The organism is Anaerophaga thermohalophila DSM 12881, assembly GCF_000191885.1.
Taxonomy (GTDB): domain Bacteria; phylum Bacteroidota; class Bacteroidia; order Bacteroidales; family Marinilabiliaceae; genus Anaerophaga; species Anaerophaga thermohalophila.
Genome location: NZ_AEWI01000011.1, coordinates 21,178 through 45,790 on the forward strand (window position 1 = coordinate 21,178; position 24,613 = coordinate 45,790).

The 24,613-nt window shown below is 42.3% G+C and carries 13 protein-coding genes; 10 read left to right on the forward strand and 3 right to left on the reverse strand.

The features are described from left to right. Positions 1 to 68: 68 nt before the first annotated feature. Positions 69 to 1,961, reverse strand: coding sequence for an ATP-dependent zinc metalloprotease FtsH (gene ftsH, locus ATH1_RS0103930; RefSeq protein ID WP_010417840.1), 1,893 nt, complete (start codon positions 1,959 to 1,961; stop codon positions 69 to 71). A gap of 19 nt (positions 1,962 to 1,980) precedes the next feature. After that, positions 1,981 to 3,240, reverse strand: coding sequence for a hypothetical protein (locus ATH1_RS0103935; protein ID WP_010417842.1), 1,260 nt, complete (start codon positions 3,238 to 3,240; stop codon positions 1,981 to 1,983). Positions 3,241 to 4,059: 819 nt separating this feature from the next. Here ATH1_RS0103935 and ATH1_RS0103945 point away from each other — a divergent pair. The 10 genes from ATH1_RS0103945 (at position 4,060) to ATH1_RS0103995 (ending at position 23,675) form a co-directional block, all read left to right on the forward strand. Beyond that, the gene (locus ATH1_RS0103945) at positions 4,060 to 6,990 is read left to right on the forward strand and encodes a SusC/RagA family TonB-linked outer membrane protein (RefSeq protein ID WP_162096775.1); all 2,931 of its coding nucleotides are present in this window, start codon (positions 4,060 to 4,062) and stop codon (positions 6,988 to 6,990) included. Positions 6,991 to 7,139: 149 nt separating this feature from the next. Further along, positions 7,140 to 8,780, forward strand: coding sequence for a RagB/SusD family nutrient uptake outer membrane protein (locus tag ATH1_RS0103950; RefSeq protein WP_010417851.1), 1,641 nt, complete (start codon positions 7,140 to 7,142; stop codon positions 8,778 to 8,780). 302 nt (positions 8,781 to 9,082) lie between these two features. Continuing rightward, positions 9,083 to 10,297 carry a glycoside hydrolase family 88/105 protein gene (locus tag ATH1_RS0103955; RefSeq protein WP_010417854.1) on the forward strand — a complete coding sequence of 405 codons (1,215 nt, stop codon included), beginning with the start codon at positions 9,083 to 9,085 and terminating at the stop codon, positions 10,295 to 10,297. Between the two features lie 91 nt (positions 10,298 to 10,388). Continuing rightward, positions 10,389 to 11,363 (forward strand): pectinesterase family protein, encoded by a 975-nt coding sequence (locus ATH1_RS0103960; RefSeq protein WP_010417857.1) that lies wholly within the window; start codon positions 10,389 to 10,391, stop codon positions 11,361 to 11,363. Positions 11,364 to 11,658: 295 nt separating this feature from the next. After that, the gene (locus ATH1_RS0103965) at positions 11,659 to 13,089 is read left to right on the forward strand and encodes a pectate lyase family protein (RefSeq protein WP_029163949.1); all 1,431 of its coding nucleotides are present in this window, start codon (positions 11,659 to 11,661) and stop codon (positions 13,087 to 13,089) included. Next, positions 13,082 to 14,524, forward strand: a complete 1,443-nt coding sequence (locus ATH1_RS0103970) for a DUF1593 domain-containing protein (protein WP_010417865.1) — start codon at positions 13,082 to 13,084, stop codon at positions 14,522 to 14,524. The genes ATH1_RS0103965 and ATH1_RS0103970 overlap by 8 nt, the downstream gene beginning before the upstream one ends. A 565-nt stretch (positions 14,525 to 15,089) precedes the next feature. Next, positions 15,090 to 16,715 (forward strand): glycoside hydrolase family 43 protein, encoded by a 1,626-nt coding sequence (locus tag ATH1_RS0103975; protein WP_010417868.1) that lies wholly within the window; start codon positions 15,090 to 15,092, stop codon positions 16,713 to 16,715. 213 nt (positions 16,716 to 16,928) lie between these two features. Then, positions 16,929 to 17,375 (forward strand): SGNH/GDSL hydrolase family protein, encoded by a 447-nt coding sequence (locus ATH1_RS18900; protein WP_280959754.1) that lies wholly within the window; start codon positions 16,929 to 16,931, stop codon positions 17,373 to 17,375. Next, positions 17,362 to 19,083 carry a glycoside hydrolase family 28 protein gene (locus tag ATH1_RS0103985; protein WP_245531702.1) on the forward strand — a complete coding sequence of 574 codons (1,722 nt, stop codon included), beginning with the start codon at positions 17,362 to 17,364 and terminating at the stop codon, positions 19,081 to 19,083. The genes ATH1_RS18900 and ATH1_RS0103985 overlap by 14 nt, the downstream gene beginning before the upstream one ends. Positions 19,084 to 19,256: 173 nt before the next feature. Next, positions 19,257 to 23,675 carry a hybrid sensor histidine kinase/response regulator transcription factor gene (locus ATH1_RS0103995; protein ID WP_010417876.1) on the forward strand — a complete coding sequence of 1,473 codons (4,419 nt, stop codon included), beginning with the start codon at positions 19,257 to 19,259 and terminating at the stop codon, positions 23,673 to 23,675. Positions 23,676 to 23,786: 111 nt separating this feature from the next. Here the strand turns inward: ATH1_RS0103995 and ATH1_RS0104000 are convergent, their stop codons facing one another. Further along, entirely contained in the window at positions 23,787 to 24,173 is a 387-nt protein-coding gene (locus ATH1_RS0104000; protein WP_010417879.1) for a DUF302 domain-containing protein, read from the reverse strand. Between the last annotated feature and the right edge of the window lie 440 nt (positions 24,174 to 24,613).

Consider the following 24,613-nt stretch of genomic DNA (forward strand, 5'->3'; position numbering starts at 1 on the left):
TTTATAAGTTATTGCATGCGAGTTCCATCAGGCCAATAACTTAGATAAATTTTATACTGATGAAAAAATCAATTTGGACCTAAAATCGTTTTTATCTCTTCGTAACTGATCACTTCCTGATCAAGAAGAATACCGGCCATTTTTTCCATCAGCTCTTTTTTTTCTGAAAGCAGTTGTTTAGCATCCTGGTAACATTGATTAATGATATGGGTTACTTCTTCGTCAATGATTCTTTCTACATACTCTGATCTTCTTTCCAGTCCAAACGGTTGCCCCAGGAATCCCGGATTGGATTTGTTAACCAGCGAGATATTCGGAAGTTTTTCACTCATACCATAAACAATGATCATGTTTCTGGCTAACTGTGTTACTCTTTCGAGATCGTTGGAGGCACCAGTGGAAACTTCGCCAAAGGTAATATCTTCTGCTGCACGACCACCAAGGAGACCTTTAATTTTTCCCAGTAGTTCGCTTTTCGACATAAGGTATCGGTCTTCAAGCGGCATTTGCAATGTATATCCCAAAGCACCGATGCCTCGGGGGACAATGCTCACTTTTTGAACTTCATCGGCGCCGGGGGTGAAATAGCCAACGATGGCATGACCGGCTTCGTGGTAAGCTACTATTTTACGTTCTTTTTCATTTATAAGTTTGTTTTTCTTTTCAAGACCGGCAATAACCCTTTCAATAGCAGCTTCAAAATCGCTCATGGTTATTTCTTCCCGATTGTTGCGAACGGCCAGGATAGCGGCCTCATTGCAAACATTAGCAATTTCGGCACCGGCAAATCCCGGAGTTTGTGCTGCCAGTCTTTTGAGGTCTACCTTGGCACTGAGTTTAAGATTGCGTGTGTGTACCCTGAAGATTTGTTCCCTTCCTTTCATATCGGGTTTATCGACCATAACCTGACGGTCGAATCTTCCGGGTCTTAAAAGTGCCGGGTCGAGAACATCGGGGCGATTGGTTGCGGCTATAATGATTACACCTGATGTTGCATCGAAGCCATCCATTTCAACCAGCAACTGATTTAGAGTATTTTCTCGTTCGTCGTATCCTCCTGAGTGCATTGCACTATTAGCACGACTTTTTCCTATGGCATCAATTTCGTCGATGAAAATAATACAGGGAGCCTGTGATTTGGCCTGATTAAACAGATCACGTACTCTTGCAGCTCCAACACCTACGAACATTTCCACAAAGTCAGAACCACTCAGACTAAAGAAGGGTACTCCGGCTTCTCCGGCAACTGCCCGGGCCAATAAAGTTTTTCCTGTGCCCGGAGGACCAACGAGTAAAACACCTTTGGGCAATTTTCCGCCCAATTGGGTGTACTTTTTGGGTGTTTTGAGAAATTCCACCAATTCCTTTACTTCTTCAATGGCCTCATCTATACCTGCTACATCGGAAAATTTGACAGGATTAACCGGCTTTTCCGCCTGTATTTTGGCCTTATTCTTGCCAAGGTCGATCATTGGGTTACCGGGTCCCATTTTTCTGAACAGATATCCCCATAACAGCATCAGAACAATAAGAGGCAATATCCAGTTAAGGAAAAAATTTCTTAGCGTATTGTCTTCGAATTGCCCTTTATATTCCACATCGGCTTGTTCTAATTTTTTCAAAAGGTCGTTGTCTTCCACATCCGGCAGCCGGCTGACAATGAACTGCCGGTTTACCTGCTCTTCAATACTGGAAATCCGCAGTCTCCAGGGAGTAGAAGGTGCATCTGTCAGTTCATGATCCTGAACAACGCTGTCTTCTTTTTCTTTGAATTGCCCGATAATACGGTCTTCAAAAATAACCAGTCTTTCTATCTTTGATGCTTTTAGAGAATCTAAGAACGAACTGTATGAGAGCTCTTTTTTTGCCGGGCTGTCAGGGAAAAAGAGCATCTGAAAACTCAGGAAAAACATAATCACAGCCAGCCAATATATCCAGCTGTATTTTTCTCGTTTTGTCATATTTTTTCAGTTTGTAATTTTACTTCATCCCGAAAATGAGTGGAAATCCAAAGGTCACAAAAATTGTCCAAAGAGCATAAACCGGCAGGTACCTGGCGATGATTAACTCCACTTTTTTAATATCGTCATCCTTAAAGCATACTTTATACAATTCAATCATAATCCATACCAGATTACCAAAAATCAAAAGATTTGAGCCCAATACGGCTGTTCTGTTCGGGGAAAAACCATATTCGCCTAACCTGTAGACAATGGCCGACAATGCAATTAAATCAACCATCAGGGTAATTATTGAAAGTACGAAAAGCGTTAGTTCACTGAATTTTTGTTTTTCCCCTTCTGATGTTTCTGAAACAGAGAACACAATAATAGCCATAACTCCGAGCAGCAAGAGATTAAAAACGAATAAAAAATCCCTGTCGCTGTATGGGTCTTTCCCGGTGAGTACAATACTTATCAGGTAAATGATGAGTGTTACTAAAACCAGGGGGCTGAAAATTCTTGCTATTACCGGAGCAATTTTAGTTGTCATTGACGGGAAACTATTAATGATATAAGTTGCTACAATCGGAACGGAAACCAATCCGATGATAACGATATAGTCGAAGTAAAACTTTTCGATATCCAAATCAATGGCCGAGAACAAGCCAAGTGTAACGGCTGTTAATATTCCACCGGCAATTAAAATAACAGCACTCAGTATGGCCAAATCTCCATTGTATTTGATGTAATCGATTCGTTTTGTCCTGTCATTTCCATCGAAACCGATGAATATGAACCCATATAAACACCAAAGAAAGAGGGGTAAATGAATATAGGCCAGGTTTATTGAGTAGCTGTCCCGGTCAGACGGCAATAAATTTATGTACACGGCTGATATAACAAACACGATTGCCGAAATAATCAGGAATTTAGTGTTTATCTGTTTGTTGGTTGAAATAACAAATGCCGATAAGCCCAAAAAAACAATTAATCCGGCATTTTTTTCGTAGAATAAGTAGGTGTTGACGTCCAGGTTGGTTAATTGAGGCATTTTTATCAGCAGACCGGTCACCAGGCATGTAACGATCAGATACAAAACATTGGTCTTCCTTTTTTTTTCTTTGTCTTCACCCGGGTTATCAAATTCTAATCTGGTCTTCCAGAATTCAGCCGCCTTTTTGTCGGCAATCTCGGGGTAGATTTCAAAGAATGCATTTTTAAATCTTTTTTTATCAGCACGGTACAACTTTTCCAGTTGTACGGGGTTGTCTATGTGCTTTTTAATGTCTGGTTTCATGTTGGTTTAACCGGATTTGTGTGGTTGTTATTTCAAGGTATGCATGATTTTTCAATTCACCGCACACAGTCTGCCCCGAAACACTTCGGGCTCAGGTACTTTTAAGGTCTTTCCGGTGAGGGGTGACCCGGCTGTTATTATTACTTTTTTTCGTTGACAATAAAAGTAGTAATTACTTCTGTTATTGCAAACACATCTCTTCATTTTGTCTGCAACAGAACTGTTTGTCCCGTTTTGCAAGCCTGTGTTGTCTCCCACCACTGTCAGAGTTAGGATTTATAGGATTAAAGGATTTATGGCTTTGCGAATTTCTATTGGTAGGATGATTAAGATTCTATGGCAAGTTTTACGATGTATTGGTACAGGCATAAAAATTTCAGATCAGAAAAGGTTTGGCAAAAGGTGTCAGAAATACATGCTTCAAATTAAGGGTGTTTTTATATCGAACTTAACTCTAATTAATGTTACGAGCAAGGTATTGCAACTTCAAATATCGGGTTCTGTGTAAATGTTAAATAATAAATAAATGTTAAAAATATTGCATTTATTGTTCTTAGTTGGGTTAAAATACTTTAATACAGCATTCTGATATTTTGCCTGCCATTTTAAGATACCAGTTAGTCCACATATTTGACCGGTTTTTACCATAATTTGGGTTTCTTTTCGCATAAAATTGTAAAAGTAAATTTTTAAGGCAGCTGTTGAGGCATCATCTGTCTGTGAAGATGATAAAAATTTTATACGTTATAAAAATTTTAACCTTTAAATCAGAATTTTATGCAAAAGATTAGTTTTTTTCGATTTTACATTCTGTTGATTATGGCAGCATTTTCAATCACTGCTCTTGGTCAACAGGAAATGACGGTCAGGGGCCGCGTTACCGATACGCAGGGTGAGCCTCTGCCGGGTGTTAACATAGTTGTTAAAGGAACTACAACCGGTACCATTACCGATGTAGACGGCAATTATGAATTGAATGTGCCCGATCCGTCCAATGCCGTATTGGTATTTAAGTTCGTAGGATTTGCCGATAGCGAAATTCCCATCAAGGGTCAGTCGCGAATCGACGTGGTGATGAAAGAAGATGTCATTGGTTTGGATGAAGTCGTTGCTATTGGTTATGGGGTAATGCGCAAAAGCGACCTGACCGGTGCTGTATCTTCAATTAAAGCCGAAGAAATCGCTAACAATCCTTCCAATAATGCATTGGAAGCGCTTCAGGGAAAGATTAGCGGACTGGATATGACACGTACCAGCGGTCAGGCAGGTTCCGGTCTCAGTTTCCTGCTTCGTGGTGAACGCTCGTTGCAGGCTTCCAATGCTCCTTTGATACTGGTGGATGGTATTGAATATGGTTCAAGTATGGATATAAATCCTACTGACATTCAATCGGTGGAGGTATTAAAAGATGCTTCTTCCACAGCTATCTACGGATCACGTGGTGCCAACGGAGTAATTCTGATCACCACCAAACGAGGCAGATCTGGCGATACTAAAATATCGGTAAATGCTTATTATTCCTTCAATACTCTTAGCGGTATGCCTGAGTTTATGAGCGGTCCCGAGTATGTGCAACTGAAGCGTGATGCGTATGCATCAGCCGGTGAGTGGAACGGACCGGAGGATGATGCTAACGTTTTCGCGCCTCTGGAACTTGAATATATCCAGAATGAGCAATTTGTCGACTGGATGGACCTGATCTTCCATGACGGGGCTACCCAAAACTATGAAGTGGCTATGAGCGGCGGTAACGATAAAACCGTTTATCAGCTTTCTTTCGGATTGATGGATGAGCAGGGATTGCTTGAAACCAATGATGAGTTTAAGAGATACAACGGACGTCTGACTCTTGATCATTATGTTCAGGATAATCTTCAGGTCGGGGCCAGTATTCTGTACACATATAAAGACCAGGACCAGCGATATGCTCCCTTTAATATGGCCGGGAAAATACTGCCAGTGGCCAAACCCTATAACGACGATGGTACGGTTAATCCTTATCCGGCGCCCGGCTATAATTCCCAAATGAATCCTTTGCTCGACGATGTGGATGGCGCGGTTACCGACAATTACGAGACCAGGCGTTTTTTCGGCACTTCGTTTATTCGCTGGGACATTATTGACGGTCTTACCTTTAAAACCAATCTTGGGGTGGATCATAAAACGCTGAGGCATGGTGATTTTTATGCCAAACAAACCCTTAGGGGCGAAGACAAAAGCTCTATGTCGGGAGCGGAAATAACAACAAACCGTAATCTTACCTGGGAGAATACGCTTAATTATCAGGTAAACCTCGGCGGATATCACGATTTGAATGCACTGGCCGGCACCAGTACCATTGACCGGCGAAGGGAGTATTTTACTTCATCCGGACGTGACCAGGCTTCATCCACGACCGAGTTTTACGACCTGAGTTCAAATGCCAGTGAGATACAGATTGACAGTGAGCTGGTTGAAGAACAGATGGCCTCTTTCTTCGGGCGACTTAATTACAAATATGCTGATAAATATTTGTTCACTGCATCTTTACGCGCTGATGGTTCTTCTGTTTTGGCCGAAGGCAACAAATGGGGCTATTTCCCATCTGTGGCAGCAGCTTGGCGTATTAGTGAAGAAGGATTCATTTCGGGTGCCTCTGATTTGTCGAACCTGAAACTTCGCCTGAGCTGGGGAGAATCGGGCCAGAGTGCCATTGAGCCCTATTCAACACTAGGCGGCTTAGGTCCTTCTACGTATGCATTTTATGATTCACCTGCTTATGGATACTATCCCCGCGATATTTCTAACCCCGACCTTAAATGGGAGACAACTCAAGTAATGGATATCGGTCTCGATATTGGTTTCTGGGGCAACAGACTTTCCGCTACCATAGATTACTATCAATCGGAAACACGCGATTTGCTGATGGCCAGGTTATTGCCTAATACTACCGGATTTTCGTCCGTAATGGAAAATGTAGGAAAAACCGAAGGCGAAGGGATTGACTTGTCTCTGTCGACTGTTAATGTCAATACTTCCAATGTCAACTGGAATACTGATTTCACTTTTACATGGAACAGGAACGAAATTGTACAGCTGAGTGGCGGCGTCGATCGCGATGTAGCCAATAACTGGTTCGTGGGTGAACCTATCTCGGTAAATTATGACTACGACCAAATTGGTATCTGGCAACTGGATGAAGCCGACGAAGCTGCTTTGCATGGACAACAGCCCGGCGATATTAAAGTGGCCGATGTGGACGGGGACGGGGAAATTACTCCCGATGACCGCGTCGTATTTAATCGTTCACCTAAGTATACCTTTGGTCTCACCAATCGTGTATCGTATAAGAATGTAGATTTGTCTGTCTTTATTTATGGTCGATTCGGACATTATTTTGATTATGAGTATTATCATTTGTTTAAGTCCGATGCCCTCGAAAACGGGGCTGCTGTTGATTATTGGACTGAAGACAACCCTTCTAATAAGTTCCCTAGTGCCAATAAAGATCTGAGTTACAAGAACAGGGCTTATTACAGTTCTTTAGGCCATGTGAAAGGTGATTTCTGGAAGATCAGGGACATTAGCCTGGCCTATAACTTTCCCGCTAAAGTGCTTAATTCACTCAACTTGTCTAAACTCCGCTTCTATGTGACACTCAAAAATCATTTTACATTCAGCGATCTGGATGACTATGACCCCGAACGTGGCGGAAGCCTTAACTATCCGTTGACGAAGCAGACAGTGTTTGGTGTTAACCTCGAGTTTTAATGATAAAAAGGCATATAGACGCAGATGTGCTAAGACGCTGAGTAAATTTTGATATGAGAATATAGAAGAAAAAAAAGCAAACATGAAACGAACCCCGATTATCCGGGACGCGTTCCTTATAGGCGTTAAAAATAAAAAATTATATACTAATGAAAGTCAAAGTTCTGATAACCATATTGATTACCTTCACATTTTTATCCTGCGAGGATTTTCTGAAGGAAACCTACAAAAGCGGACTAACAAGCGATCCGTATTACACGACCCCCGATGGTGTTGAGAGCCTGGTGAATGCCTGCTACACACCACTGAGATATTGGTATGGAAGGGAAGAGGCTTCCAATTTTACAGCTACTGGTACCGATATTGTTACAAAAGGCGCCGGACATACCAACACTCCTGTCAATGATTATTCAACCGATTTCAAAGCCGATAACGGAGGGCTTAATAATTTATGGGCGTGGCTCTACAAAGCCATTAACTTCTGCAATACTGCCGTGGCACGTCTTGATGAAGTGGAGATGGAAAACAAAGATGTTCTTTTGGGAGAAGTTTCGTTTCTCCGGGCTTTCTACTACTGGCATGTGGTTGAGATGTGGGGGAAAACGCATTTCTCTATCGATGAGTCGCAAGGTGTTATTACAACGGCCAATGCAACAGAGGTGAGTGCTATATATGATCAGATATTAGATGACCTGGATGTTGCCATAACCAATTGTCCCGAAGAGAAAGAAAGAGGCGGACGCATCACCAGTTGGGCTGCCAAAGCCTTTAAAGCAAGAATGTTGTTGACCCGAGGTCAGAAAGAAGAAGCTGCAAAGCTGGCCAAAGAAGTGATAAATTCAGGCCCTTTTGAGTTGTTTAAAGATTATAAAGCGCTGTGGAATATGAGCAACAGTGAGGGGTCAGCCAACAGCGAAGTGATCTGGTACGTCAATTATTCTACCGATCATCTGCTGAATCTCGAACTCGATAATGAAGCACAGATTCGAAACGGGGGAAACAACCTTCATCTGATGTATTGCATGAAATATGACGATCAGCCTGGCATGACTCGTGATGTATTGAATGGTAGGCCGTTTAACCGTTACATGCCAACCAAGTTTATGCTGGAGTTGATGGATCAGGAAAATGATCAGCGGTGGGCTGGCTCGTTTAAGTGGCTCTGGATTATGAATGCGCCCGAAAACAAAGGAGAGGACTACCCGAATATGACCGATACGGCTATCTGGACCATTAACGGATATGCCACACCGGAGCAGCGGGCCTGGGCCGAAGGCCGTTACCAGATTTTTGATCTCAGTGATGTTTATGAGGAAGACGGCTCTGTCAAAAATCGTAAGCAATATGTTCAGATCGATAAGTTCAGCGATCCCACAAGGGCATCAAAAGGTGAAGACCGTAGTTCCCGTGATGCTTTTGTTATGCGCATTTCGGAAATGTACCTGATTGTAGCCGAAGGATTAATGGACAGCAACCCAACAGAAGCGCTTCAATATCTGAACCAACTTCGCCGGCAAAGAGCTGTTCCGGGTCATGAATCAGCGATGGAAGTTACGACCGGTGACCTTAATATCGATTTTCTTCTTGACGAAAGAGCCCGTGAGTTTGTGGGTGAACAACTTCGCTGGTTCGACCTTAAACGTACCGGTAAACTGGTAGAACGTGTCAAAGCTCACAATCCCGATGCAGCTGCCAATATCAACGAAGGACATACTTTGCGCCCCTATCCGCAGGATTTTCTTGACGCTATTACCAATAAAGAAGATTTTCCGCAACGTGATAATTATTGATGGATGAGGATGTCTGAAAACGCTGTGATACTCTCCCGGATTTCTTCGGGGGAGTTTCCTAATTTCTTTTCGGATATTCTGGCTTCTGTTTTGACCAATCGTTTGTTGAAAAAAGGCCTAAACACAGATATGCAATGACGCAAAGTTTTTTATCAGAAAGTAGATAATTTTAAAAATTATGGTCATTTGTCCTACATTAATCGTCAATATATCTTCTGGCATAAGACAGATGATTTTATAATATTGTAATACACAAAAACAGGTTGTTATATCGCCTGATGACTTAGATTAATTTGATAATGATGATACGACTCAAGTTTATTTTTACGGTTTTTATTATCCCTGCTTTGGTAGTATCCTGTAACCAAGGCGCTTCAAAAGAAAAAATAGCCCCTTTGGAGTATGCCCAAAAAATGGCAGATTCTGATATTAAAAGAAATCCGGAAGCCTGGATGATCGATTTCAGGGAAAAACCCAAATGGGAATATACGCACGGACTGATGATGAATGCTTATCTGGGACTTTATGAAGAAACAGGTAATGAGGACTACCTCAAATATGTAAAAGCATTTGCCGACACCATGGTGCAGGATTCAGGAGAAATTCTTACCTATAAATTGTCCGACTACAACATTGACCGTGTGAGTCCCGGTCGTTTCCTCATTAACCTTTATAGGCTGAGCCCGGAAGAAAAGTATTTGAAAGCGATTCGGTTACTGAGAAGCCAGATGGAGACTCATCCACGTACTTCGGAAGGCGGATTTTGGCACAAGAAGCGCTATCCCCATCAGATGTGGCTCGACGGGATTTACATGGGGTGTCCGTTTTTGGCACTATATGGCAAGGAATTCAATGAACCTCAATTATTTGACGATGTGGTACATCAGATAATGCTGATCAATAAGCATCATTACGATCCCGAAAGCGGATTGTTCTATCATGGATGGGACGAAAGTCGCGAACAACAATGGTCAGACCCTGAAGCAGGTCTGTCTCCTAATTTCTGGGGACGTGCTGTTGGTTGGTATGCCATGGCACTCGTTGATGTGTTGGATTATCTTCCCGAGAATCATCCCGGACGCGACAGTGTGTTATTTGTAGTTGACCGGCTGGCAAAGGGAATTGTAAAATACCAGGACAGCGAAACAGGTTTGTGGTACCAGGTGCTTGATATGGGTAATCGCCCGGGTAACTATCTTGAATCATCTGCCAGTACGATGTTTACATATTTCATATATAAGTCTTTGAATAATGGATATCTCGACGTGGATTATGCGAAAGCTGCTGATAAAGCTTATGATGGAATTATCGAACATTTCATTAAAGAAGAAGAGGATGGAACCATAAGTATCACGAATGTTTGTGCCGTGGCCGGTTTGGGAGGAGATCCATACAGAGACGGGTCTTACGAATACTATATTTCCGAACCGGTTCGCGACAACGATCCCAAAGCGGTTGGCCCGTTTATTATGGCCTCTATCGAAAAAGCGCATTGGGAGGAATCAAAAGCCCGTTAAAAAACTTAAGCTTAAAGGCGCACTGACGCAATGTTTTTGATTATGTTACCAATCATTTGTAAAACTCTAAAAGAATGTTGAGGAATAAAATATGAAGTCGAAACTAATAATCACATTTGTCTTAATTCTGTTGTTATCAGATGTTTCTGCTCAGGATTTTACCGTTGCTGCCGATGGTTCCGGCGACTTTAAAACTGTTCAGGAAGCCATTGATGCGGCACCCGATTTTCGGAAACAACGCACCACTATTTTCATAAAAAACGGCGTTTACAAGGAGAAACTGGTGCTTCCGGCATCTAAAACCAATGTGACTTTTATCGGTGAAGACCGGTTCAAAACCATCATTACTAATGACGATTATGCCTCAAAGAAAAATCGTTTTGGTGAAGAGATGGGGACTACAGGTTCTTCGGGTTTTTTTGTCTTCGGGAATGACTTTGCAGCCCGCAACATCACTTTCGAAAATTCAGCCGGTCGGGTCGGACAGGCCGTGGCGGTACGTGTAGATGGCGATCGTGTGGTATTCGAAAATTGCAGGTTTCTCGGGAATCAGGATACGCTGTATCCACATGGGGAGAATAGCCGGCAGTATTACAAGAACTGCTACATAGAGGGAACCGTCGATTTTATTTTTGGTTGGTCAACGGCAGTTTTTGAGGATTGTGAAATTTTCTGCAAAGACCACGGTTATATTACTGCAGCATCCACTAGTGAAGAGAAGGAATTCGGGTTTGTTTTCATCGATTGTCGAATAACAGGTGATGCCCCGGAGAATTCATTTTATCTGGGCCGTCCCTGGCGTCCTTATGCCAATACGGTGTTTATTAATTGTTTTCTTGACAAACATATAAAACCTGAAGGCTGGCATAACTGGGGCGACCCGTCAAAGGAAACGACAGCTTTTTATGCTGAGTACAAATCTTATGGCCCTGGTGCTGCGCCCAGGCAGAGAGTACCATGGTCGCACCAATTGACCGATGAAGAGGCTTTGAAATATACTCCGAAAAACATACTTAGTGGTGAAGATAACTGGGATTTTCAGGGAGTTTTGAGTTCAGGGATTTGAGGTTCTTTTTTTATCAGTATAAAATAAGTCTAAGTTATTGGTCTGATGGAACTTTATAATTTTTTAAGGTTTATACGGCTTTTCGGAGTGAACTCAATATTGTTGAATTATGGAGGCAATGTCACTCGCCACCTCCAATACTACAAGGTATTTGAGAATATGAGAGCTACATGTAGGTAAGTAACTAATAATCTGTTATTTAAAATGTTGGCCAATAGGTGGCATGTTGATTGATATAAAATTGAATACAAATTCATTAAAAAAAAACGAAATTAAAACATCAAAATATTTTTAAATGGACTCAAGAATAATAATTATTGTTTTAGTGAGTATGTTTTTATTTTTATGCGGAAATACAGAAAATGAAGAGATAGAGAATGAACAGTTACTCGCATTCCCTGGTGCGGAGGGTTATGGTAAATATACTTTAGGAGGTCGTGGCGGAAAGGTATATGAGGTGACCAACTTGAACGATTCGGGCCCCGGCAGTCTGCGCGAAGCAGTGGAGGCAACAGGTCCCCGCACGGTGGTATTCCGTGTCTCCGGTACCATAGACATGGAGAAAGCACTCACCATCAGAAATCCATTTATCACCATTGCCGGGCAAACAGCTCCCGGCGACGGTATCTGCATCAGACATTATCCGCTTAATATCGGTGCCGATGAAGTGATCCTGCGTTATATCCGCATACGTTTGGGAGATGAATCGGGACGTGATGATGATGCAATCAGTGGAAGGCACCAAAAAAACATTATCCTTGACCATGTTTCGGCCAGTTGGAGTATAGACGAATGCCTCTCAATTTATATTTGCGAAAACGTCACCATCCAGTGGTGCATGATCACGGAAAGTCTGTATCATTCTAATCATGTAAAAGGTTCGCACGGTTTCGGCGGCATCTGGGGTTCCAATTACAGTACCTATCATCATAACCTGATCGCCCATCATTCGAGTCGTAATCCACGATTTGCTTCGGGGGGAGGTTACAATGATTACCGGAATAATGTGATTTACAACTGGGGATATAATAGTTGCTATGGTGGTGAGTATGTACATACGAGCCTGCCGGATAACTCAGGAGACTGTTTCTATATCAATATGGTGGCTAACTATTATAAACCAGGTCCGGCAACCGAACCTGGCGAAGTATCTCACCGTATAGCAGCACCTTCATATCGTGAAAATATTGATAATTACGGCAAATGGTATGTAGCGGATAATTATGTAGTGGGCAACCCCACCGTTACAGCTGATAACTGGAATGGAGGAATTCAAGTGTCCGGGGGCTCGGATCACATCGCTAAGCTGAAACTGGAACAACCCTGGGATGCGATGCCTATACGTCAGGAATCTGCTGAAGAAGCTTATTTGGCTGTGTTGGAGAATGCCGGGGCCATTTATCCGAAAAGAGACGGAGTGGACAGCCGTATTATAGAGGAAGTGAAAGGCGGATATGCTACCTATGAAGGAGCTACATATAAGAGCGAACATAGTGTTACATATCCTTCTCAGAAATGTGGAATAATTGATTCTCCAAGTGATGTTGGAGGCTGGCCGGAACTGAAAAGCACACCCGCACCGGTTGATTCTGATCACGACGGAATACCGGATGCATGGGAAATTGCCAACGAACTGGATCCAAACAATCCGGAGGATCGTAATAAAATCGCGCCTGACGGATATACTTATTTAGAAAAATACATCAATAGTCTCTGTAATGAATAATTTCAGAATTTTAATCCTGTTGGGATGCAGCGTCGTCATTTGTGGAATAAACATGACCGGCAGTAGTAAAGGTGCGATGACTCGAGTAGAGCCGGAAATACGCCCTCGGGTGATTGTCACGACCGACGCCGAGATCGATGACGAATGTTCGATGGTTCGTTTTATGCTCTATATGAACGATTGGGATGTAGAAGGGATCATTACCACCAGCTCCCAATATCATTGGGAAGGACACCGTTGGGCAGGTAATGACTGGATGGAACCATATTTGGATGCTTACGAAGCGGTTTATCCGAATCTGATAAAACATGATAAAAATTACCCGACACCGGAGTATGTGAGATCGATTACGGTTTTAGGCAATATCAAATCTGAGGGAGATATGGAGGAAGAAACGGAGGGATCGGATCTGATTGTAAAAGCTTTACTGGATGAGTCGGATGAACGTCCGATTTGGTTACAGGCTTGGGGTGGAACCAATACAATTGCTCGTGCCTTGAAAACCATTGAAGAGAGATATCCGGATAAAATGCAGTATGTGGCCAATAAAGCACGTCTCTATTGTATCTGGGAACAGGACCCAACCTATCAGGAATACATCCGGCCGGTATGGGAGCCCTATAATATCTTGACGATTATCAGCGACCAATTTTGGGCAGTAGCTTATGAGTGGGACAAAATCCAACCGGAAAAGCAAAAAGCATATTTCGTTGCAGACTGGATGAAACAGAATATACTCGAAAAGCATGGGCCACTATGCTCCTTGTATAAAGCTCATGATGATGGCCGCTTCCGTTCAGAAGGAGATTCCCCGTCATTCTTCCATACGATGCCGACCGGATTGCGCAGCATGGAATCACCCGCGTATGGAGGCTGGGGAGGGCGTTATGTAAACGTGCGTGCCAACACTTGGTTGGACGAGGTTCCGGAGAAAGGATATGTATATCCGGAAGGACGTTGGTATACGGAAAGTGCCTGGGGACGTACCTATATGCGGGAACGATACCCGGAAAAGAAAGAATTGATGTACGAATATTTCAAACCAATATGGCGTTGGAGTGAACCGCTCCAGAAGGATTTTGCAGCCCGCGCCGACTGGTGCGTGAAACCATACAATGAGGCGAATCATGCACCGGTAGTGGCCCTGAAACATGCCCGCGACTTGGTGGCAAAGAGAGGAGAAGAGGTACAGTTACAATCCGAAGCATACGACCCGGATAACGATCAGTTGACTTATCGCTGGTGGCAATACGTAGAAGCGGATAGCTTTAGCGATCGTGTCTCAATTGAGAATGCTCAGAAGCCAAAAACTGCCTTTAGGATTCCAAATAATGCAAAAGAGGGGGGCACCATTCACATCATTTGTGAAGTGACAGATAATGGAACACCCAATTTAACAAGATATCAACGGGTAATGATAAAGGTTCAAGAGTAAAAAGCAACAATCTTAACAATCCTAACAATCCTAACAATATTAACATCTTAACAACTTTAACAATTCTAACAGCTGTAACAATTTATTAAATGTAAGATGAAACGAGCATGACAACGTTTTGCCACACTCAGAACATGTATAATACCATTTAACCTCTAATCATCTAAGAAACCAAAAACAGGGAACAGATTCTTCGTCGTTACCTCCTCAGAATGACATTAAACAGTCTGTCATTCTGAGCGGAGCGAAGAATCTAAAAAAAGCAAACAGACTAAAATGTGATTTTTATTGATGCCAATAAAAATAATCTGTGTTCATCTGTGTCATCTGTAGTGAATTCTCAACCTCAACTTAACCTCAACCTCAGCCTCAACTTTAGCTGTTTGTCATTCTGAGCGGAGCGAAGAATCTAAAATCAATTAAAGCATAATAAGTTGCATAAGATCAATAACTTAGACTAATTTTATACGGATGAAACGAGCATGGCAAAGGTTTGTCACAAAAGAACATGTATAAATCCTTGCATGCGAGTTCCATCCGACCTTAATAAATAAATTTTATACGGATGAAAAAACTACTTCGATCATTGGCAATTCTGACGATGGTTTCCCCGGCTGTTTATGCACAGGAGGGGGCGGTTTCAGAAGTATGGGTTGCCGATCAGGGTGACGGAACCTATAAGAATCCAATAATACATGCCGATTATTCCGATCCCGATGTATGCAGGGTAGGAGATGATTATTATATGACGGCATCGAGTTTCAACTGTGTTCCCGGTTTGCCGGTTTTACATTCGAAAGACCTGGTCAATTGGGATTTGATTGGTTATGCACTGGATACTCAATATCCTGAAGATCACTTTTCCACGCCACAGCATGGAAACGGCGTGTGGGCACCTTCCATTCGTTATCAGGATGGTGAGTTTTACATTTTCTATGGCGATCCCGATTTTGGCATTTATATGATGAAAGCTTCAAAACCGGAAGGGCCGTGGACAAAACCACATCTTGTAAAGGCGGGCACAGGACTCATTGATCCCTGTCCGCTTTGGGACGATGACGGGAAAGCTTACCTGGTACATGCCTTTGCCGGCAGTCGTGCCGGTGTCAAGTCTGTACTTATGGTTCATGAAATGACACCCGACGGGAAGTCGCTGATTGGGGAACCGGTGATGGTTTTTGACGGTCATGACGATAACCCGACCGTTGAGGGTGCCAAGTTTTATAAACACGATGGTTATTATTACATTTTTGCCCCGGCAGGAGGTGTTGCTTACGGGTGGCAGTTGGCCATGCGTTCCGAAAGTCCGTTTGGTCCGTATAAAGCGAAGCGGGTGCTGGAGCAGGGCTCTACCAATATAAACGGGCCGCACCAGGGTGGATGGGTAGAAACCCTGAAAGGCGAATACTGGTTTATTCATTTTCAGGATAAAGAGGCTTACGGACGGGTTGTGCACTTACAGCCTATGAGTTGGCACGACGGATGGCCGGTGATGGGCGAAGACTTCGATGGCAACGGTGTGGGTGAGCCTGTTCTGACTTATAAAAAACCCGATATCGATACCGACTGGCAGGTGGTTACGCCCCCTGAGAATGATGAATTTAACAGCTATACCACTGGTGTACAATGGCAATGGCATGCCAATCCCAAATTAAAATATGGTTATCCTTCGGGAAACCTGGGATACTACCGGCTCAATTGCCGTCCTCGTCCCCAGGGAGCCAGGAACCTGTGGGGCGTACCCAATATGCTGTTGCAGAAATTTCCGGCCGTTAAGTTTGTGGCCACCACCAAGCTGACCTTCAATCACAGGTTCGATGGAGAGGAGACCGGTTTTGTTGTGATGGGGGATTCGTATCAATACATTTCGTTAAAACAGGAAAACAAGAAACTGTTGGTTTGTGTAGTTCGTTGTAAAGGGGCAAGAAAAGGTGGCAACGAAGAGGTACTCTATGAGCAGGAAGTGGATAATAATACCGTGTATTTCCGTATTGAAGTAAGAGACGGAGCGCTTTGCAGTTTCAGTTTCAGTGAAAACGGACGGCGGTTTAAAACCGTTGGAGAAGAATTTCAGGCTGTTCCCGGTCGTTGGATAGGTGCAAAGATCGGCTATTTTGCCCTGCGTGACGGGATAATCAACGATGCCGGAAATGTAAATATTGACTGGTTCAGAATTAAACCTTTAAAATAAGAGAGGGAGAAGAGCTAAGAAGAGCGTACTGCATGGAGCAAATCACCTGCAACCCTTTCCGGATACTGAAGCTTTTTGAATAGGAAGGGGATTGGCGATTGAAGCGTGTCTCACCTCAGTATTTATGAATTGATCATTTTAGAAGTAGTATATAATTAAAAAAGAAGATGTTTACAAAAACAAAATTTACCCTTCTTTTCGTGATGGCCTTTCATACAGTTTGGGCACAATGATGCATCAGAAAACAAACCTTTACGCTATGTGAATATCGAAGGATATAAAGAATTTCTTCGACTTTTTGTAACCCAAACCAGACAAAAGGGAGGAACTCCGATTCTTCTGACGCCTGTGGCCCGAAATTATCCCTGGGTAGATGGCCATTTGGAAAATGTTCATGGCGATTATCCTGCTGCCGTGAAGGAAGTAGCCCGGGAGATGAATGTGAAATTAATTGACCTGAATCAGTTGTCTATGGATCATTTTTCCAAAGTAGGTAAAGAGTACGTGAGTAAGCATTATTTTATGAATTTACCGGCCGGGAAATATATGGCTTATCCGGAAGGTCAGAATGATAATACCCATTTTCAGCCCGAAGGAGCTACTGCTGTGGCCCAATTAGTATTTAACGCATTAAAGAATTTGGATAATGATGAGAGTTAGAAATGTTTTTTGGAGAATAAGTGTTCTTTTATTAGTAACAGAAGTATTCCTCACGGGAGGCTTTGCCTGTAGTGAAAAAAATGAAAGAGACGACCAGGCGGACTACAGTTTCATATATGATAACATAGAATTTGATATGCCGCGGGTAGAGGAACCTGTTTTCCCTGACTATGCAGTTTCAATTGTTGATTTTGGAGCCGTTGGAGATGGTGTTTTCGATAACAGCGATGCCTTTGCACAGGCCATAGACAATGTTTCTGAAAAGGGAGGAGGACGGGTAGTGGTACCTCGCGGCTTGTGGTTGACAGGTCCGATAATCATGAAAAGCAACATTGATCTTCATTTGGAAGATGGAGCTGTGGTTCACTTTAGTTCCGATTTTGATGATTATCCTTTAATAGATACCAGCTTTGAAGGGTTAAATACCTACCGGTGTATGTCTCCGGTTCATGCGCACGGCCTTGAAAATATTGCTTTTACCGGAAATGGCATATTCGATGGAAACGGCGACGCCTGGCGCCCTGTAAAAAAGAGCAAGATGACGGAAAGCCAATGGAAAAAACTTGTTAATTCAGGAGGTGTACTCAGTGATGACGGGGAAATATGGTATCCTTCCGAAAAGTCAAAAGCCGGCGATTCACGTGATAATTTTAATGTCCCTGATTTGAAAACCAAAGAGGATTTCGAAAAGATCAAAGATTTTCTTCGTCCCGTGATGGTGAGCATTAAAGGTTGTAAACAAGTATTGCTCGACGGCCCTACTTTTCAGAACTCACCGGCCTGGAACATTCATCCGTTGATGAGCCGGGACATCATCATCCGTAACCTGACGGTTCGTAATCCCTGGTATTCGCAAAATGGTGACGGATTGGATCTGGAATCTTGTAAAAACGTACTAATCTATAACAACAGTTTTGATGTAGGAGACGACGCCATTTGTTTTAAATCGGGGAAAAATGAAGATGGCCGTCGCAGGGGTGTACCGACCGAAAATGTGATTGTTAAAAACAATGTGGTATACCATGGCCACGGAGGATTTGTCATTGGCAGCGAAATGTCGGGAGGTGTCAGAAATGTGCATGTTGCTAATTGCACGTTTATAGGAACCGATGTCGGTCTGCGTTTTAAAAGCACCCGTGGAAGGGGTGGTGTTGTTGAAAATATTTATATCTTTAATATTGATATGATAGATATTCCCACCGAACCCATTCGTTTCAACCTGTTTTACGGAGGAAATGCACCGCTATTGGATGACGGGGGGAATAGTGTCCCGTCCGGTAAAGAGGCAAAACCTGTGCCTGTGACTGAAGAAACGCCATCGTTCAGGAATATCTTTATGAAAAATATCCGGGCCAATGGTTTTGGAAATGCCGCTTTTTTTATGGGATTGCCGGAGATGAACCTTCAAAATATTCATCTGGAAAATGCAGTTTTACGTGCAACCAGAGGCATCTCTGTCATTGATGCGGATGGAATAGTATTTAAAAACATCATTGTTGAAGCCGAAGAGGGGCCGGCTTTGATGTTGTTTAACGGGAAAAATGTTGATATAGAAGGCTTTGGGTTTGAAACCGGACAAGGGGGAGCAATTTCCGTGTTTGGTCCCTTGACCCGTAATGTGAACATTGTGCAGAAAAGTGTTGATGATATTCAACCTTTTGTTGAACTTGGTGAGGGAGTGCAGAAATCTGAGGTTTTAATAAAATAGTGTCTGAAAATACAGAGTCGCAAAAATTGGATAATCCCCGGGTGAAAATCCGGGGAATATTTAACTTCAGGGTACAGGATTATCAGGAATTGCCCTTTTTGTGGAGTTGAGAAAAATCACTGCTATGGTTTATTATTTTGCTTTGTCGGCAGGTACTTTCAAAAACGTTACTAATGAGGCGTAGCCGGGTATTTTTGTGCTTTTGGTTGTTTGGAGCCGTTCTTTCTTTTTCTCAAAAGAATTATCATTGGACGCATTACACTTCCAATGACGGGTTGTCTCAAAATGCAGTAATGAGCATTTTACAGGATCGTCGTGGCTTCATGTGGTTTGCGACCTGGGATGGTTTGAGTCGTTTCGACGGCTACCGGTTTTCCAATTACAAGATACGACCTGGTGATGATGTGGAGATTACCAGCAGCCGTATTGATTATATTGTAGAGGACAAATACGGTTTTATCTGGCTGTTGGCTTATGGAAAGGATGTTTGTCGTTTTGACCCGCTGAATGAGAAATTTGTAAATGTTCCGGAAGAAAAGGAGTTGGAAATTGCGGTAGAAACGATTGTAACTCTTCCTGGGGGTACCACATGGCTTTTGAGTGACAGTCAGGGTGGTATTCGTGTAGTAACCGATTCTGTTTCTTACACCCTTACCAGTCAGCTCTTTTCCTTGGCCTCAGGAAACATTGCTTCCAATACAATTAATAGTGTTTTTGAGGATAGAAATGGTAATGAATGGTTGCTTACAGGCAACGGGCTGTGTTTCATCAGTGCGGAGGATCATTCCGATACCCGTTTGTTTTTTAACCAGAAAGGATTAAATGGAACCACTAAACAATCTTTTTTTGTTGCCAGAGACTTTGGCAATGAGATTTGGTTTGGAGCAGAGAAAGGACATATCTGGAAATATGATAAAAGTAACCAAAAATTTTCGTTACTGAAACTTCCTTCTGCGGGAAACATCATTGCACTTTATTTGCTCAGACAAAAAGAATGTTTGATTGCTACAGGTGATGATGGTTTTTTTATTTACGATAAAAACAATGGGAAAGCGTATGTTCATTATTCAGTCGCATCAAAAACGAAGCTGAAAAGCAATGTTATTCTTTATACCTGGAAAGACAGCTATGGAGACGTCTGGCTACAACAGGATATTGATAGCATTGCCAGATTTAATGAAGCGGAGGGGGAAATTGTCTATTATAATATCAAGGGGCACTCTTTTCAAGATATCGATTGTCCGAAATTCATGATCCATGAAGATATTAATCAAATATTGTGGATACATCCGCTGGGAGGCGGAGTGTCTTATTTCGACAGGAAGAACAACCGGCTGGTTCCGTTCTTGGGAAAAGGGGAAGACCCAATGTCCCTGTCGGACCGATTGCACTCGATGAATTCCGATCGTCAGGGTAATTTATGGATGAGCACCCGTGCCAAAGGACTCGATAAGTTTGTCTTTCCACACAGCAATTTTAATTTGTTGACCCCGGAAAAATTTCCGAAAACCATCAACGATAACCAAGTCAGAGCTGTGGCCGAGGACCACCGGGGGCGGATATGGATAGCCACCAAATCTGATGTGATATCGGTTTATGATGAAGGTCACAATTTTCTGGGACGATTGGGTCCTGACGGGAAGCTACATGAAAATGCCTGTTTTTCGGATGCCACAGCCTACTCGATTGTTGCGGGAAAACATGGTATTATGTGGATAGGAACGAAAGGAGAAGGGCTGATCAAAGCTGTTCCCTGTGGTGGCGAAGACGATTTTTGTTATATGTTTTATCATTTTAAAAGTAGTGAAGACGATTTGTATAGCCTGAGTCATAACAGTGTGTATCATATCTTTGAAGATATGAATGGACGATTGTGGATTGCTACATACGGAGGCGGTATCAATATGGTTGAGGACCCTTACCGGTCCGATAATAATTTGAAATTTATTAATTACCGGAATCATTTTAATAAATATCCTTTCGAATCCTGTTATCGTGTGCGTTTCATTACTTCGGGGCCTGATAAAAAAATATGGGCTGCTACTACTAACGGCTTGGTTGTATTTGATGGTGAATTTGAAAATGTGGAGAATATTTCTTTCCGGCATTATGTCTATACGGCAGGTGATTCGGCCTGTTTGAGTAATAATGATGTGCATGATATACTGTTGGCCTCGGATGGAGTGATGTATTTTGCCACATTTGGAGGAGGACTGAACAGGCTTGTTTCTTTTTCGAAAGATTCTGTTCCTCGTTTCGAGCATTATACAGTAGACCAGGGACTTCCATCAGATGTTTTGTTTGCTTTACTTGAAGATAGCAAGGGAAACATTTGGATGTCAACAGAAAACGGACTTTCACGTTATAATCCTCGGGATCAGTCATTTCTTAATTATCATCAGACCGACTATGCCTATGATCTTCGGTTTTCTGAATCATCTCATATAAAAGACAGCAAAGGAAATCTTTGGTTTGGTAATCATCTGGGGGCACTGTGGTTTCATCCCGATATGTTGTCTAAAAGCTCATTTGTCCCTCCTTTGAGTTTTACCGGCTTCCGCCTTTTTAACCGGGAAGTGGTGCCTGGAGAACAGAGTGTCTTGAAGAAACCAGTTGATGCAGTCGATGAGATAGTCTTGAAACATAATCAAAATATTTTTTCCATAGGTTTTGCAGCCCTCGATATGAAATATCCCGCTTCTGTTAAGTATGCGGTAAAACTGGAGGGTTTCGACGGGGAATGGCGCTGTATTGACGGTCAGCGAATGGCTACTTATACAAATATTCCTCATGGAGAATATATCTTCAAAGTGAGGTCGACCAACAGTGACGGAGTGTGGGTCAATAATGAGCGCCGTTTGCCATTAACTGTTCTTCCCTCGTTTTGGGTTACGCCCCTGGCTTATATGATTTATATTGTAATGTTTCTGGGAATCGTCACTTTTGGCGGATATGTATTGATGACCATTTTCAGGTTAAGACATAAAGCAGAACTTGAACATCAGTTGGCCGAAATGAAGCTGGATTTTTTTACTAACGTATCGCATGAGTTGAGAACGCCTTTAACTCTGATTAACGGCCCGCTGGAAGAAGTCCTTAAAGAAAAAGAACTGTCAGACCGGACAAAAGAGTTGCTTCATATCATCAAGAAAAACAGTGACAGGATGTTACGTCTTATCGATCAGATACTCGATTTTGTGAAGATACATAATGATAAAATGAAGTTGACAGTTGAACAGATTCCTGTAGTTTCATTTGTCCGACAGGTGATGGACCATTTTCGTTTCAGGGCAATGGATGAGAACATCGAGTTCACACTTGATAATCGTACACAGGAGGTTTATATCTGGGCTGATGCTGATAAATTCGAAAAGATTATCTACAACCTATTGTCCAATGCTTTTAAGTATATTGGAGATGGGAAAAAGGTAACAGTCGGCGTTGATGATGTTGGGGACTATGTTGAGATTGCCGTTTGTGATGACGGAATGGGTATTTCTGAAGGAAAGATTGACCGCTTGTTTGGCAGATTCGAAAATAATCCGGAGCAGAAAATAAACAGATACTCAAGCAGCGGCATAGGATTGGCTGTTGTGAAAGAGTTTATTGATATGCATAATGCCGATATCCAAGTGAAAAGTATGCCCGGTGAAGGAACCAAATTCCGGCTTTTATTCCGGAAAGGCCTGGAACATTACGATAAGGATGTGCAGGTTTTGAAATTGCCTTCTGAATACATATCGGATGTTAGAGACTCACGTTCAGATGAGCTGGAACTCAAAGGTAAAGAGGAGAATGTAAAAGGTCATTCTTCATCAGAAAGAGTTATTATTCTGTTGGTGGAAGACAACAAGGAAGTCAGGAATTTTATAAAGAGCACACTTACCCGTGATTATCATGTTATTGAAGCGTGGAATGGTGAGGATGGATTGAAAAAAGCCAGAAAAAAACGACCTGACCTGATCATCAGTGATCTTATGATGCCGGTGATGGATGGATTCACTTTTCTTCAAAATATAAGGGCAGATATTGAGACTTCTCATATTCCGTTTATCATACTTACCGCACGTTCAAATTTAGAAAATCAATTGCTCGGGTTAGAGAAAGGTGCTGATGCATATATATCCAAACCTTTCAGTCCTTCTTATCTGAAGGCTTGCATCAATAATCTACTTGAGCGGCAAAGGCAATTACAACAGTTATTCAGCGAAAGGGTACTTGAAAAGGCCGGTCACATTGAAATTGAGCCTTCACAACCAGAGATCACTTCTATGGATGAAGCTTTTATTCGGAAATTAATTAGCTTTATGGAGAAAAATATGGATAACAATGATTTGGTTGTTGATGACCTGGTGACAGAGATGGGGGTCAGTCGCAGTGTGTTTTTTAAAAAGATGAAAGCACTTACCGGAATGGCTCCGATTGAGTTTATCCGTGACATCCGGATGAAAAGGGCAGCACAATTGATCAAGATTGGCGATTATAACATTAACCAGGTGGCATTCATGGTTGGCATTAATGATGCCCGTTATTTTAGCCGGTGTTTCAGGGAAAAGTTTGGTATGTCTCCGTCCGAATACAAAGATGCTTAACATTCAGATACATGAAATAGCACCCCGGTTTTCCGGGGTGACATGGAATTACCGGCAGCACCGGAAAGTCGGCTTTCCACCTTTTATCCTATATAGGTCAGCAATGAAACGCTAAAGCGATTTCACCACCTTCTCCAGCAAATCCCTGATCTCCTCTGCAATGGGAGAGAGACTGTCGTTTTCGACTGCCATCATTGATGCCACAGGATCTACCGCAGCAATACCAATTTTTCCATCATCCAGCTGCTGAACGATGACGTTACAGGGCAGCATGGTACCAATTTTATTCTCCTGCTGCAATGCCTTGTATGCGTATGGTGGATTACAGGCACCTAAAATTTTGTATTTCCTGAAATCCACATCAAGTTTTTCTTTCAATTTCTCGTGAATATTGATCTCTGATAAAACACCAAAGCCTTGTTCTTTTAAGGCTGCTTTGGTTTTTTCTACTGCAGAGTCAAAATCTGTGTTTAGCGTTGTTTCGATGTAATAATTCATAGTTGTATATTTTTTTGTGTGTAACAATTGTATTTCAGCGCAAAGATACCATGAGGCAGAGGTATAATTAAGACTTTTTTAAATCAGTTGCATCAGTATAAAATTCATCTAAGTTATTGAAATGATGCAACTTATCATACTTTAATTGATGTTAGATTCTTCGCTCCGCTCAGAATGACAAACAGCTAAAGTTGAGGCTGAGGTTGAGGTTAAGGTTGAGAATTCACCACAGATGACACAGATGAACACAGATTATTTATTGGCATCAATAAAAATCACATTTTAATATGTTTGCTTTTTTTAGATTCTTCGTTTCGCTCAGAATGACAGACTGTTTAATGTCATTCTGAGGAGGTAACGACGAAGAATCTGCTCCATGTATTTGGTTTCCTTGATGATTAGAGGTTAAATGGTGTTATACATGTTCTGATTGTGGCAAA

What these genes read in the sequence shown, in the direction of transcription:
- ATH1_RS0103945 (WP_162096775.1), top strand. Translation starts at nt 4,060, where the DNA reads ATGGCAGCATTTTCAATCACTGCTCTTGGTCAACAGGAAATGACGGTC.
- ftsH (WP_010417840.1), bottom strand. Translation starts at nt 1,961, where the DNA reads ATGACAAAACGAGAAAAATACAGCTGGATATATTGGCTGGCTGTGATT.
- ATH1_RS0103965 (WP_029163949.1), top strand. Translation starts at nt 11,659, where the DNA reads ATGGACTCAAGAATAATAATTATTGTTTTAGTGAGTATGTTTTTATTT.
- ATH1_RS0103960 (WP_010417857.1), top strand. Translation starts at nt 10,389, where the DNA reads ATGAAGTCGAAACTAATAATCACATTTGTCTTAATTCTGTTGTTATCA.
- ATH1_RS0103950 (WP_010417851.1), top strand. Translation starts at nt 7,140, where the DNA reads ATGAAAGTCAAAGTTCTGATAACCATATTGATTACCTTCACATTTTTA.
- ATH1_RS0103935 (WP_010417842.1), bottom strand. Translation starts at nt 3,240, where the DNA reads ATGAAACCAGACATTAAAAAGCACATAGACAACCCCGTACAACTGGAA.
- ATH1_RS0103970 (WP_010417865.1), top strand. Translation starts at nt 13,082, where the DNA reads ATGAATAATTTCAGAATTTTAATCCTGTTGGGATGCAGCGTCGTCATT.
- ATH1_RS0103955 (WP_010417854.1), top strand. Translation starts at nt 9,083, where the DNA reads ATGATACGACTCAAGTTTATTTTTACGGTTTTTATTATCCCTGCTTTG.
- ATH1_RS0103985 (WP_245531702.1), top strand. Translation starts at nt 17,362, where the DNA reads ATGATGAGAGTTAGAAATGTTTTTTGGAGAATAAGTGTTCTTTTATTA.
- ATH1_RS0103975 (WP_010417868.1), top strand. Translation starts at nt 15,090, where the DNA reads ATGAAAAAACTACTTCGATCATTGGCAATTCTGACGATGGTTTCCCCG.
- ATH1_RS0104000 (WP_010417879.1), bottom strand. Translation starts at nt 24,173, where the DNA reads ATGAATTATTACATCGAAACAACGCTAAACACAGATTTTGACTCTGCA.
- ATH1_RS0103995 (WP_010417876.1), top strand. Translation starts at nt 19,257, where the DNA reads ATGAGGCGTAGCCGGGTATTTTTGTGCTTTTGGTTGTTTGGAGCCGTT.